We start from the raw sequence: 12,368 nt of genomic DNA on the forward strand, positions 1-12,368 counted from the left end.
TACGCTGGGGTCCGGGCCGTATCCGCGCACCCGCGCCGGTACACCCGCATCGCCGTACCCCCATGGCTCCACGGTCCCGTGGACCCATGGCGCCACAGCCCCATAGCCGTACAGCCGCATAGCCCCGCATTCGCGCCCGCGACCTCCGCGCCCGCGACTTCCGTGCCCTCGAGGAGTGACGTCCGCCCATGCCAGAAGAGCGCCCCACCATGCCGCCCGTGCGGCTTCGCACCGACGCGGAACTCGCGCGGGACGCACTCGCCGCGCCGCTGCTCGCCCGCGCGGTCCGGCTCGCCCGCTGGGCCGAGCAGGGGAAGCCGGTGGCGTCGGGCGGGGCGCTGCCGGAGGGGGAGCTGCGGGAGGCGACCGAGCTGCTGGGGCTCACGGAGGACGAGGACGGGCCGCTTTACGTGGCGCAGGCGTGGCAGCTGGCGGTGGACACCGGGCTGGTCGAGATCGAGGAGCCGACCGGGGCCGACGGCGACGGCGATGGTGCCGGTGGTGACGCGGAGGGCGAGGCGACGGCCGAGGACGAGTTCTCCGCCGTCGCGACCAGCGGCGAGGAGCTGCGGCTGATCACCGGGGGCGGCCCCCGCGACATCCTGGACATCTGGCTCGACGGTTTCGAGACGGTGCTGGCCGACGCCGCCGCCCCCGATCTGAGCGACATCGCCGCCCAGATCGGCGATGGCGGTGAGCTCGACCTCGACGCGCTCGACTGGGACCCGGAGGAGGAGGCCGAGTTCCTCGACGGGGTGCTGGGCAACCTCTATCTGCTGACCGCCCTGGACGAGGAGGCCGCCACGGCCCCCGTACCGCTGCCCGCGCTGGTCGCCTCCATGATCATCCCCGAGGACATGGACGAGCCCACCGACGACATCCTCGAAGAGGTCTCCGAGGCGATGGTGCGGCTGGACGACCAGTTCCGGCTGCTCGCCCCGACGGGCCTGGTCGACTACCAGCCGGTGGACGAGGCGCTGATCCAGGAGGTCGACGGCGAGGGCCGGATCCAGGAGCCCGAGACGGCCCAGGAGCTCGAGGACGAGGACGTCTCCCGCTACGGCATGGTGCGGCTCACCCCGCTCGGCGTCTACGCCGTACGGGCCCGGATGCTCGAGGCGGGCATCGACGCCCCGGCCGTGGGCGACCTTGCCGACAGGGGCGCCGACATCCTGCTGGGCGCCCTCCCCGGCCACCCCGAGCCCGCCGCGCAGGCCGAGGCCGAGCAGTGGCTGGCCCGCCGTACGCCCGAGGAGGCCGCCCGCGAGCTGCTGGCCGCCGCCCGCGGCGACGACGAGGACGCGCCGCTGCGCCGCCTCACCTGCCAGCAGACGCTCTCGCTGGCCGGGCCCGAGGCCGAGCCCGCCCTGCGCGAGGTGCTCGACGACCGCCACCTGGGCGGGCTGGCCCGGGTCTGGCTGGCCGAGCGCGGGGTGGTGGGCGTGCCGGAGCCGTCGGAGGAGATGGTCTTCTGGCTCACCGTGGACACCCTCGCGGCCCAGCTCGCCTCCGAGGGCGACTCGGCGGAACTGCGTGACCTGGTACGGGGTCTGGTGGACCAGTCCGGCAGCTTCTTCGACTCGGCCTGGCGGGTGGACCACCCGGCGACGGCGGACGTGCTGGAGGCGATGGGCCGCCTGCATCCGGACAAGAAGGCCGCCAAGGAGGCTCGCAAGGCCGCCTTCAAGGCCCGCTCAAGGGCATAACCGCACCCCGACAGCCGCCGGCGTCTCGCCTCCCCCGCCGCGCGGGAGGACGCCTGCGGCGGGCTGCTCCCCTCCCCGCCCCTTCCCGCAGTACCGATATGCGGCTCCGCCGCGTGGCAGGGCTCTGCCTCAGACTCGGGGTCCAGGGGCAATGCCCCTGGTATCGGGAAGGGGCGGGGAGGGGAAAGATCCGTCGGGCACGCCCGGGTGCGGGTGCGGCCCGGGTGCGGGCGCGGGTGTGGGCGGGGCCGGTCTCGTCCCGGGGGCGCGCCGTGAGGGCCCGCGGCGTCCGTCGGCCGGAAAGTTGAGCGCCGCGCAGAGCCGTAACTCTTTCCCCGCCGTATAAGGGATCGGCGGCCATTCGTCCGTTGATGTCGCGTGCCGTTCAACTGATGTTCGGCCAGGGACGGGAGCGTATGGCCGCAGTCCGGAGGACACCATCCTGCGTTGGGGAGAAGACATGTCGCTCAGCCGAAGAGACTTCGCGAGGCGTTCCGCGTACACCGGGGCCGGGCTCGCCCTGGTCGGAAGCGCGGGGGTGCTCGCCACCGCACCCGGCGCGCTCGCCGCTGAGGCGACCGAGGAGGGCGTCGCGGGCACCGCGGGCCACGGCGGCTCGTCGCTCGGCTACGGCCCGCTCATCGCGGACCCCAAGGGCATCCTGGCCCTCCCCGAGGGCTTTCGCTACAAGATCATCACCCGCACCGGTGAGACGAAGCTGGAGTCCGGCGAGTCCACCCCGTCCAACCACGACGGCACCGCCACCTTCGAGGGCTCGCGCGGTGCGACGCTGCTGGTCAACAATCACGAGCTGAGCGGCCCCCGCAGCAAGTGGCCGCACCCGGTCCCGCTGACCGAGGGCCTGGTCTACGACCCGGCGGCCTCCGGCGGCTGCACCGTCGTCGAGGTCTCCAAGCACGGCGACCACGTCACCGAGTGGGTCGGCATCGCGGGCACCTCCACCAACTGCGCCGGTGGCCGCACGCCCTGGGGCACCTGGCTGACCTGCGAGGAGACCGAGGACAAGGCCGGTCAGAACGGCATGACCAAGGACCACGGCTACGTCTTCGAGGTCGACCCGCACGACCGCAAGGCCAACCGCGGCCCGAAGCCGATCAAGGCCCTGGGCCGGTACGCCCACGAGGCCGTCGTCGTGGACCCCAAGAGCGGCCACCTCTACCTCACCGAGGACGCCTCCAAGCCGAACGGCCTGCTCTACCGCTGGGTTCCGCCGAAGGGCTTCCAGCACGGGCGCGGCAAGCTGGCCACGCTGGCCGACGACGCGGGCGAGCTCCAGGCCCCCAAGTGCTACGACTCGGGCGGCAACTTCGTGGACGACCTGTCCCGCGCCACCAAGATCGGCACGGTCTACGGCGTGGACTGGGAGCCGGTGCCGGACCGCGACGCGAAGTCCGTGCCGGTGCGCAAGCAGTTCGCCGACGGCCAGATCACCCGGGCCCGCAAGCTGGAGGGCATGTGGTGGGCGGACGGCGGCGCGTACATCGTCTCCTCGTACGCCCGTGAGGAGAGCCCGGTCCAGCACGACGGCCAGGTCTGGTTCTACGACCCCAAGCGCCGCACCCTCACCCTCAAGGTGCTGCTGGGCGTCAACCCCGACCCGTCGAAGGACGGCGCCTTCGACGGCCCGGACAACATCACGGTCTCGCCGTACGGCGGTCTGGTCATCGCCGAGGACGGCGAGGGCATCCAGCACCTCTTCGGCGCCACCGAGGACGGCCGGACGTACCCGATCGCGCGCAACGACCTGAACATCGGCAGCGCGGAGGAGCCGGAGTTCAGCGAGTTCACCGGTGTGGTCTTCTCGCCCGACGGCTCGACGCTGTACGCCAACATCCAGGTGCCGGGCATCATGCTCGCGATCACCGGCCCCTGGCGCCGCCAGCGCTGACGCCGAGCGAGAACGGGGGGCTGACGCCGAGCCCGGCCCGGGGGCTGACGCCGAGCCCGGCCGGGGGCTGACGCCGAGCGCGGCCGGGGAATCGTCCCGGCCGGGGCACGCGTTGACGTGAGTGTGACCTCACGCCTGCGCACCACCCCCTTCTCCATCCTGGACCGCTCCCGCACCCGTCAGGGGCGGGAGCGGTCGCAGGCGCTGCGCGACACCGTACGGTTCGCGCAGGCCGCCGAGGCGCTCGGCTACCACCGCTTCTGGGTCTCCGAGCACCACAGCGTGCCCGGCGTCGCCGGTTCGGCGCCCACGGTGCTGGCGTCCGCCGTCGCGGCGGCGACGGTCCGCATCCGCGTGGGCACGGGCGGCGTGATGCTGCCGAACCACCGACCGATGGTCGTGGCGGAGCAGTTCGGGGTGCTCGAATCCCTCTTCCCGGGCCGGATCGACATGGGCCTGGGCCGCTCCGTCGGCTTCACCGACGGCATCCGGCGCGCCCTGGGCGCCGAGAAGGACGCCGCGCGGGACTTCGGCGCCCAACTGGACGAGCTGCTGGGCTGGTTCACCGGCGAGCAGGACGCCCACCCCCAGGTCCACGCCCACCCGGCGGAGGGGCTGCGGCCGCCCGTCTTCGTCCTGGCCACCGGCGCCGGCGCGGACCTGGCGGCGCGGGCCGGACTCTCCCTGGTGATCGGCGATCTGCGGGGCCGGGACGAGATGCTGCGGGCGATCGACCGCTACCGCGCGGGCTTCCGCCCCTCGGCGTGGTCCTCCGCTCCGTACGTCGTCGTCTCGGGCAATGTCGCGGTCGCCGGCACCACGGAGGAGGCCCGCGGACTGCTGCTCCCCGAGGCATGGTCGATGGCCCACTCCCGCACCCACGGCGTCTTCCCGCCCCTGGCCCCGGCCTCGGAGATCGAGGCCCGGGAGATGACCGAGAAGGAGCGCGGCTTCTACGAGCGGGGCCTGCGCGGCCAGCTGTACGGCACGGAGGACGAGGTCGCCGCCGCGCTCGAGGAGCTGATCGGGCGCAGCGACGCCGACGAGGTGCTGGTCACGACGAGCACCTACGACCGCGACGCCCTCCTGGACTCCTACCGCCGCCTGGCCCGCGTGGCGGGGCTGTCCGGCGACTCCGGCCCCGGCCCGGCTGCCGCTTCCGTACCGGCCGCAACGCCATCGCGTTGACCGCAGGCCGAGCCGAGGGCATGGGCGGCGCATCCGCGGTGACGCGACAACGGGACTCCCGGCCTTCGGCCGCGGACCAGACGTCCGCGGCCGCTTGCCGCTCCCCGGCCGTAACTCACAGGGCCTTGCCGGCGGGCTTGGCCATGCCCCGGACGGTGCGCGAGTCCACGTACTCGCCCATCGCGGTCATCTCCCACTCGCCCGAGAACTGCTTGATCAGCTTCGCCATCATCACGCCCGTGCGCGGCTCGGCGTGGGTGAGGTCGAAGCGGACCAGCTCCTCGCCGCTCTGGGCGTCGAGCAGGCGGCAGTACGCCTTGGCCACATCGGTGAACTTCTGGCCGGAGAAGGAGTTGACCGTGAAGACCAGGCCGGTGACCTCGGGCGGGAGGCCGCCGAGGTGGACGGTGATGGACTCGTCGTCGCCCCCGCCCTCACCGGTGAGGTTGTCGCCGGAGTGCTGGATGGCGCCGTTGAGGATGGCCAGCTTGCCGAAGAAACAGGCGTCGATCTTCTTGCGGTCGACACCGAAGGCGATCACGGACGCGTCCAGGTCGATGTCCTTGCCGCGGAAGGCGGGCTCCCAGCCCAGGCCCATCCGCACCGAGCTGAGCACCGGGCGGCCGCCCTTGACCAGGGACACCGTCTGGTTCTTCTGCAGGCTGACCCGGCCCTTGTCCAGGTTGATCTTCCCGGTGGCCGGGGCCGGTGCGGCGGCGGGCGCCGCGGCCGGGGGTGCGGTCGGCATGGGCGGCGGGGGCTGGAAACCGGCGGGCGGACCGCTCGGCGGGGGCGGCGTCTGGGCGGCGGGGGTGACGGGGGCGGCCGGGGCGGCGGGCTCCTCGACCGTCACGCCGAAGTCGGTGGCGATGCCCGCCAGACCGTTGGCATACCCCTGCCCGACCGCGCGCACCTTCCACGCCCCATTGCGCCGGTACACCTCCACGACCACCAGCGCGGTCTCGTTGCCCAGCCGCGGCGGGGTGAACGTGGCGATCACCGCGCCGTCGTCGGCGCCGCGCACGGTGGCGGTCGGCTCGGTGCCCGCGAACGTCGCCCCGGGGGCGTCCAGGCTCGCGGTCACCACGATCTTCTCGATATCGGCGGGGACGGCGGCGGTGTCCACCGTGATGGTGTCGCCCGCGCCCGCCGCCCCGGCGCGGTGGGTCACGCCCGGTCCGGTGGGCTGGTTGTAGAAGACGAAGTCGTCGTCGGAACGCACTTTGCCGTCGGCGGTGAGCAGCAGGCCCGATACGTCGAGCCGCACCGGAGCGGTGACGTCAACCGCCACGCGCGCGACGGAGAGGGGGAGGTTCGAGCCGGGTGTCATAGCGGTCATGCCCGGGGTAACGAACGTCCCCGCTTTACGGTTCCTTGACCTGCGGAGTGACTTCTGCTGGGCCCTGTCCCGGCGCGGTCGGCCCGGTTGGAAGCCGCGGCACCGCTCGATCACGGACTGGATCCTCCGCGAGCCGCGCCGACCGGTCGGGGCGGCGGCGCGCGGTGGCCGCCGTCACCCCGATCACGCACACCGCCATGCCCGCGAGCGCCGTCCAGCCGGGCGCGTCCCCGAACATCGCGTACGCCCACACCAGCGTGGTCGGGGGCGTGAGGTAGATCAGCGCGCTGGTGCGGGTGACGCCGTTGCGGCGCAGGCTCAGCCAGTAGAAGCCGTAGCCGCCGACCGTGGAGAGCAGCACCGTCCAGGCCACCGCGGCCCAGAAGCCCCCGCCCGCCGGGGGCGCCGCATGGCCTCCGGCCACGGCGACCCCGGTGAACAGCACGGCGCTCACGAGACAGTGCAGCGGTATGGCGTCCACGGGGTCGAGCGGCGCCCGCACCCTGCGTTCCAGGAAGCTCGCGGCCAGCAGCGCCGCCATGGCGGCGAAGGGCAGCCCGTACGCCCACGCCGGGGCGGCCGGGCCCGCCGACAGATCGCCCTGGACGACGAGCGCGACCCCGCCGAGGCCGATGGCCAGCCCCGCCCACTGGCGCGGGCTCACCGTCTCCCCCAGCAGGCGCCCGGCCAGCGCGCCCGCCGCGAGCGGCTGCAACGCGGCGATCAGCGCGGCGGTGCCGGACGGCACGCCGAGCCCGACCGCCCAGACGATCCCGCCGAGATAGCCGCCCTGCGAAAGCGCGCCGATCACCGCCTGCTCGGCCACGGCGCGCGGGCGCGGCCTGCGGCGCCTCAGCAGCGCCCAGGCGCCGCCCAGGACCGCCGCCGCCGCGAGGAAGCGCCACATCAGCAGGGTGTCGGCGGCGGCCTCCCGGGTGCCGAGCTCGGCTCCGATGAAGCCGGAGCTCCACATCACGACGAGGCCGATGGCGGTGACGGCGGCGCTGACGGGCATGGGGCGTTCCTCGTTCTGGGTTGGGGTTCCGGATCCGTTCCGGGTATACCGGTCTGTTTACTCCCTCGCCCACTAGACTAAACAGATCGGTATACGCGTCAACCCTTCACCCGGAGGTGATCACGGCATGGAAGCGCTCACCCCCGCCGCGCGCCGCATCCTCGACACCGCCGCCGAGCTGTTCTACGGGCAGGGGATCCACGCGGTCGGAGTGGACCTGATCGCCAAGCGCGCCGGAGTCACCAAGAAGACGCTGTACGACCGCTTCGGCTCCAAGGAGGCGCTGGTCGCCGCGTATCTGCGGGAGCGCGATGAGCGGTGGCGGGCGTGGCTCACCGCCGAGGTCGAGAAGTCGCCCCCGGCGGATCGTGCCCTCGCCACGTTCGACGCGCTCGCCGAGTGGGTGCGCCGCGAGAACCCGCGCGGCTGCGGCTTCGTCAACGCGGCGGCCGAACTGCCGGACGCCGGGCATCCGGCGCGGCAGGTGATCGCCGACCAGAAGCGCTGGCTGCGGGGCTATCTGCGGCAGCTGTGCGAGGAGGCGGGCGTGGCGGCCCCCGACGAGCCGGCGGACGAGCTGCTGCTGCTCCACGAGGGGGCCACGGTGCTGACCGGTCTCTCGGTGGTCGGCGATCCGGTCGGCACCGCGCGTGAGCTGGCCCTGCGGGCGCTGGAGCGGGCCCGGGCAGCCTGACCCGGGCGCGTCGCTCCAGCGCGTGGTTTGACCTTGAGCGCGCTCGAAACCGTACGTTCCCCGCATGACGACCCAACAGCATGCGATCGGCTCCGGTTTCGGGGTGCGCAGTACGACGAGCGACGTTCTCACGGGCATCGACCTGTCCGGGAAGCTCGCGCTCGTGACCGGCGGTTATTCGGGGCTCGGGCTGGAGACGACGCGGGCCCTCGCCGGTGCGGGTGCCCATGTCGTCGTGCCCGCGCGGCGGCGTTCGACCGCCGTCGAAGCGCTCGGCGGGATCGAGGGCGTGGAGGTCGCCGAGCTGGATCTCGCGGACCTGGACAGCGTCCGGGCCTTCGCGGAGGAGTTCCTCGCGTCCGGTCGCGGTATCGACATTCTGATCAACAACGCCGGGATCATGGCCGCGCCCGAAACCCGGGTGGGTCCCGGCTGGGAAGCCCAGTTCGCCATCAACCACCTGGGGCACTACGCCCTGACCAACCGGCTGTGGCCCGCCATCGCCCGGAGCGGCGCACGCGTGGTGTCCGTCTCCTCCAATGGGCACCAGCTCTCGGACGTCCACTGGGACGACCCGCACTTCGAGCGGCACGCCTACGACAAGTGGCAGGCGTACGGGCAGGCCAAGACCGCCAACGCCCTGTTCGCGCTGCACCTCGACGCGCAGGGGCGGAACGCCGGTGTGCGGGCGTTCTCCGTGCACCCCGGCACGATCGCCACTCAGCTGGGCCGCCATATGTCCCCGGAGGAACTGGCGGAGCTGACCGAGACGATCGACACCAGCCCCACCAACGTCGGCTGGAAGACGCCCGAGGAGGGTGCGGCCACCCAGGTCTGGGCGGCGACCTCGCCGCGGCTCGCGGGCATGGGCGGTGTGTACTGCGAGGACTGCGACATCGCCGAGCCGGCGCCGGAGGGCACCGAACTGGGCGGCGGGGTGAGCGCCTGGGCCACCGACCCGGAGCGGGCGGCGCGGCTGTGGGCGCTGTCGGCCGAGCTGACAGGGGTCGACGCCTTCGCCTCATAGCCGGGTAGATAGGCAGTCCAGTCTGTTCAGTTTTAACTGGACAGGCTGGGCTGAAGAAATTACCGTGAGGGGCATGGCAGAGACCCCTGGCGGCATGTCCGCGTCCGCCGTGCGCGCCGCGCATGAGATCCGTGTCGTAGTCGGTCGGCTGCGGCGGCGGATCAAGGAGACGTACGACCTCGAGGAGCTCACCCCCTCGCAGACGTCCGCGCTCAGCAGGCTCAGCAAGGAGGGCCCCGCCTCGGCCAGCGCGCTGGCGGCGGCCGAGCGCGTACGGCCGCAGTCGATGGCGGCCACGCTCGCCGTGCTGGACCAGCGCGGGCTGATCCAGCGGCGCCCCGATCCCGACGACGGTCGGCGGCAGCTGGTCTCGGTGAGCGACACCGGCAGCGCGTTCCTGGACGACAAGCGGCGGGCGGGCGAGGAATGGCTCGCCCAGGCCCTGGAGGCCGGCTATACGGAAGCGGAACGGGAGACCATCCTCGAGGCGCTGGCCCTGCTGGACCGGCTCAGCCGCGCATGATCGAGCGGCTCGTACGGCGAAAGACCAAAACCACCGCGCGGGGCGCCTTCGACCGTAAGCTCCTCGCGCCGATGATCCTGGGTTCGGTACTGAACCCGGTCAACTCCTCCATCATCTCCGTGTCGCTGGTGCCGATCGGCGCCGCGTTCGGGGCACCGCCGTCGCAGACGGCCTGGCTGGTCTCCGCGCTCTATCTGGCCACCTCGATAGGCCAGCCGGTCATGGGCCGGCTGATCGACCTCTACGGGCCGCGCCGCCTCTTCCTCGCCGGGGCGACGCTGACGGGGATCGCGGGGCTGATCGGTCTGCTCGCCCCGAACCTGGGGACGCTGGTCGTCGCGCGGGTGGTGCTCGGGTTCGGCACCTGCGCGGGCTATCCGGCCTCGATGTACCTCATCCGCGGGGAGGCCCGGCGGACCGGCCAGGAGAGCCCCGCCGGGGTCCTCGCCACGCTCGCGGTCGCCAGTCAGACCATCGCGGTCATCGGACCGCCCCTGGGCGGACTGCTGATCGGGCTGGGCGGCTGGCGCACCACGTTCGCCGTCAACATCCCGCTTGCGGCGGCCGGTCTGATCCTCGGCGTATGGCGTCTGCCGAAGGAGCGGCCCCTGGCGGAGCGCACCGATGAGCGTGTCCGGCTGGATCTGATCGGCATGGGGCTGTTCGCCGCGATGCTCGTCTCGCTGCTGCTGTTCCTGATGGAGCCCCGGGCCGACCGGTGGTACCTGCCGTTGCTGATGGCGGTGGCGGCGGCCGGGTTCGCGGTGCGGGAGCTGCGGGCGGCGGAGCCGTTCATCGATCTGCGGGTGTTCGGCGGCAATCCGCCCCTGCTGCTCACCTACGCCCGCGCGCTCCTCGTCTCCGTCGTCTCGTACGTCTTTCTGTACGGCTACACCCAGTGGCTCCAGGACGGCCGGGGGCTGACGGCCTCACAGGCGGGGCTCGCCCAACTGCCCCTGTTCCTGACCGGCATCGCGGTGTCCACGGCCACCGGCCGCCGCGCCGCCGTGCGCGGCAAGCTGCTGGTGGGGGCCGTGGCGCAGATCGTCGGCTGCGCCCTGCTGCTCCCGCTCCAGCCGGACAGCGCGATATGGCCGCTGATCGTCGTCGCGCTCGTCTTCGGCGTACCGCAGGGGCTGATGAACCTCGCCCTGCAGAACGCGGTCTACCACCAGGCCGATCCGGAGCGGATGGGCTCCTCGGCGGGGCTGCTCCGCACCTTCTTCTACCTCGGCGCGATCGTCGCCTCCAGCGCCAACGGCGCCTTCTTCGGCGCCCGCGCCGACACCGGCGGGCTGCACGGCCTGGCCTGGTTCATGCTCGCCATCACCGGTCTGTGTCTGGCGCTGACGCTCGTGGACCGCTCGCTGGGCCGTATCGGTTCGGACGACTCCTCTTCCGCGCAACGAAAGGCCTCATGAACATGAACGCGAACAAGACGGCTCTGCTCGTGATGGACGTCCAGGAGGGCATCGTGGCCCGCGTCCAGGACCCCGGCTATGTGGAGCGCGTGAGCCGTGCGGTCGACGCGGCCCGTAACGCCGGGATCCCCGTCGTGTATGTCGTCGTCGGCTTCCGCTCCGGCCGTCCCGAGGCCTCGGCCCGCAACAAGATCATGGGCTCCCTGCCGCCGGGTCTCTACACCGAGGACGACCCCAAGATCGCCATCCATGCCGGTGTGGCGCCCCGGCCGGACGAGGTCGTGGTCACCAAGCGGCGGGTCAGCGCGTTCGCCGGCAGCGACCTGGACGTGGTGCTGCGGTCCGGCGAGATCACCCATCTCGTCCTGACCGGCGTCGCGACCGGCGGCGTCGTCCTGTCCACCCTGCGCCAGGCCGCCGACCTCGACTTCCGGCTCACGGTCCTGTCCGACGCCTGCTACGACCCGGACCCGGAGGTCCACCGGCTGCTCATCGAGAAGGTGTTTCCGTCGCAGGCCGAGGTCACGACGGTGGAGGAGTGGGCCAAGACGGCGGGCTGAGCCCCGGCCGGTGGGGGGCGGGGCCCGATGGCGGCTCCGGTGCTCGGGTGCCAGGGTCGCGCCCGAACGCGTCAGCGCGGCCAGATGGGCGGGTTGGTGCAGAACGCGCCGCCGAGGTACTCGTGGTCGGGGTTGCCCGGCTCCAGTTCGCCCTGTTCGGCGATCAGCTTCGCGGCGTACGGCTCGGAGTCGTCCCTCGGCTCGTACCCCAGGGCGCGGGCCGAGGAGAGGTCCCACCACAGGCGGGTGTTGGCCGAGCTGCCGTAGACCGTCGTGAAGCCCACGTTCTCCGCCGTGAGGGCGGCGTGGAGGAGCCGGGCGCCGTCCGCCGGGCTCATCCAGATGGACAGCATGCGGACCGTCGTCGGCTCGGGGAAGCAGGAGCCGATGCGGATGGCGACCGTCTCGATGCCGTGCTTGTCCCAGTAGAAGGAGGCCAGGTCCTCGCCGAACGCCTTGGACAGCCCGTAGTAGGTGTCGGGGCGGCGCGGGGTGTCGAGCGGGATGAGCGGGTCGTCGCCCACCGGGCGCGGGGTGAAGCCCACGGCGTGGTTGCTGGAGGCGAAGACGATCCGGCGGACCCCGGCCTCGCGGGCCGCCTCGTACACGTTGTACGTGCCCTCGATATTGGCCCGCAGGATCTTCTCGAACGGGGCTTCCAGGGAGATACCCGCGAGATGGATGATCGCGTCAACGCCCCGCACGGCCTCGCGCAGGGCGTCCCGGTCGGACAGGTCCGCGGTGATCGCGTCCGGCTCGCCCTCGATGGGGAGCTGGTCGAGCAGCCGCAGCTGGTATCCGTACGGCGGCAGCAGCTCGCGCATCAAGGTGCCCATGCCGCCGGCGGCGCCGGTGAGGAGGACGGTGCGGGGAGCGGGCATGGGCGGATCCTCCGTAGGGGTATCGCGTTATGGGGTTGTCGCGCAGAGGGCTCTTGCGTAGGGGGTTTTTATTCATGTATGTGGTTCAGATTCATGGACACCGTA

At 72.6% G+C, this 12,368-nt stretch carries 11 protein-coding genes; 8 read left to right on the top strand and 3 right to left on the bottom strand.

Translation table 11 applies throughout. The annotated features are described in order from the left end of the window. The first annotated feature begins 188 nt into the window (after positions 1-188). From IEJ02_RS17495 to IEJ02_RS17505, 3 genes are all read left to right on the top strand, one after another. Positions 189-1,706: a hypothetical protein gene (locus tag IEJ02_RS17495; RefSeq protein ID WP_191065726.1), complete on the top strand. Its 1,518-nt coding sequence runs from the start codon at positions 189-191 to the stop codon at positions 1,704-1,706. A 460-nt stretch (positions 1,707-2,166) separates the two neighbouring features. Next, positions 2,167-3,615, top strand: a complete 1,449-nt coding sequence (locus IEJ02_RS17500) for an alkaline phosphatase PhoX (RefSeq protein WP_191065727.1) — start codon at positions 2,167-2,169, stop codon at positions 3,613-3,615. A gap of 123 nt (positions 3,616-3,738) precedes the next feature. Beyond that, the gene (locus IEJ02_RS17505; protein ID WP_191065804.1) at positions 3,739-4,803 is read left to right on the top strand and encodes an LLM class flavin-dependent oxidoreductase; all 1,065 of its coding nucleotides are present in this window, start codon (positions 3,739-3,741) and stop codon (positions 4,801-4,803) included. Positions 4,804-4,918: 115 nt separating this feature from the next. Here the strand turns inward: IEJ02_RS17505 and IEJ02_RS17510 are convergent, their stop codons facing one another. Then, positions 4,919-6,133: a TerD family protein gene (locus IEJ02_RS17510; RefSeq protein ID WP_191065805.1), complete on the bottom strand. Its 1,215-nt coding sequence runs from the start codon at positions 6,131-6,133 to the stop codon at positions 4,919-4,921. A gap of 34 nt (positions 6,134-6,167) precedes the next feature. After that, positions 6,168-7,157: a DMT family transporter gene (locus IEJ02_RS17515; RefSeq protein WP_223863983.1), complete on the bottom strand. Its 990-nt coding sequence runs from the start codon at positions 7,155-7,157 to the stop codon at positions 6,168-6,170. Between the two features lie 127 nt (positions 7,158-7,284). Between IEJ02_RS17515 and IEJ02_RS17520 the strand changes: the two genes are divergently transcribed. From IEJ02_RS17520 to IEJ02_RS17540, 5 genes are all read left to right on the top strand, one after another. Further along, positions 7,285-7,851, top strand: coding sequence for a TetR/AcrR family transcriptional regulator (locus IEJ02_RS17520; RefSeq protein WP_191065728.1), 567 nt, complete (start codon positions 7,285-7,287; stop codon positions 7,849-7,851). A gap of 64 nt (positions 7,852-7,915) precedes the next feature. Further along, positions 7,916-8,878: an SDR family NAD(P)-dependent oxidoreductase gene (locus IEJ02_RS17525; RefSeq protein WP_191065729.1), complete on the top strand. Its 963-nt coding sequence runs from the start codon at positions 7,916-7,918 to the stop codon at positions 8,876-8,878. A 94-nt stretch (positions 8,879-8,972) separates the two neighbouring features. Next, complete coding sequence (locus IEJ02_RS17530) at positions 8,973-9,401, top strand: MarR family winged helix-turn-helix transcriptional regulator (RefSeq protein ID WP_191065806.1); 429 nt, start codon at positions 8,973-8,975, stop codon at positions 9,399-9,401. Further along, entirely contained in the window at positions 9,398-10,822 is a 1,425-nt protein-coding gene (locus tag IEJ02_RS17535) for an MFS transporter (RefSeq protein WP_191065730.1), read from the top strand. The genes IEJ02_RS17530 and IEJ02_RS17535 overlap by 4 nt, the downstream gene beginning before the upstream one ends. Further along, entirely contained in the window at positions 10,819-11,382 is a 564-nt protein-coding gene (locus tag IEJ02_RS17540) for a cysteine hydrolase family protein (RefSeq protein ID WP_191065731.1), read from the top strand. The genes IEJ02_RS17535 and IEJ02_RS17540 overlap by 4 nt, the downstream gene beginning before the upstream one ends. A 71-nt stretch (positions 11,383-11,453) precedes the next feature. Here IEJ02_RS17540 and IEJ02_RS17545 read toward each other — a convergent pair whose 3' ends face one another. Continuing rightward, positions 11,454-12,263 (bottom strand): NAD-dependent epimerase/dehydratase family protein, encoded by an 810-nt coding sequence (locus IEJ02_RS17545; RefSeq protein WP_191065732.1) that lies wholly within the window; start codon positions 12,261-12,263, stop codon positions 11,454-11,456. Positions 12,264-12,368 lie beyond the last annotated feature (105 nt).

It is taken from the genome of Streptomyces sp. 5-10 (assembly GCF_014712245.1).
Taxonomy (GTDB): Bacteria; Actinomycetota; Actinomycetes; order Streptomycetales; family Streptomycetaceae; genus Streptomyces; species Streptomyces violaceusniger.

Coding starts and splice junctions, on each gene's coding strand:
- IEJ02_RS17515 (WP_223863983.1), bottom strand. CDS start 7,157: ATGCCCGTCAGCGCCGCCGTCACCGCCATCGGCCTCGTCGTGATGTGG.
- IEJ02_RS17520 (WP_191065728.1), top strand. CDS start 7,285: ATGGAAGCGCTCACCCCCGCCGCGCGCCGCATCCTCGACACCGCCGCC.
- IEJ02_RS17530 (WP_191065806.1), top strand. CDS start 8,973: ATGTCCGCGTCCGCCGTGCGCGCCGCGCATGAGATCCGTGTCGTAGTC.
- IEJ02_RS17535 (WP_191065730.1), top strand. CDS start 9,398: ATGATCGAGCGGCTCGTACGGCGAAAGACCAAAACCACCGCGCGGGGC.
- IEJ02_RS17525 (WP_191065729.1), top strand. CDS start 7,916: ATGACGACCCAACAGCATGCGATCGGCTCCGGTTTCGGGGTGCGCAGT.
- IEJ02_RS17510 (WP_191065805.1), bottom strand. CDS start 6,133: ATGACACCCGGCTCGAACCTCCCCCTCTCCGTCGCGCGCGTGGCGGTT.
- IEJ02_RS17540 (WP_191065731.1), top strand. CDS start 10,819: ATGAACATGAACGCGAACAAGACGGCTCTGCTCGTGATGGACGTCCAG.
- IEJ02_RS17500 (WP_191065727.1), top strand. CDS start 2,167: ATGTCGCTCAGCCGAAGAGACTTCGCGAGGCGTTCCGCGTACACCGGG.
- IEJ02_RS17495 (WP_191065726.1), top strand. CDS start 189: ATGCCAGAAGAGCGCCCCACCATGCCGCCCGTGCGGCTTCGCACCGAC.
- IEJ02_RS17545 (WP_191065732.1), bottom strand. CDS start 12,263: ATGCCCGCTCCCCGCACCGTCCTCCTCACCGGCGCCGCCGGCGGCATG.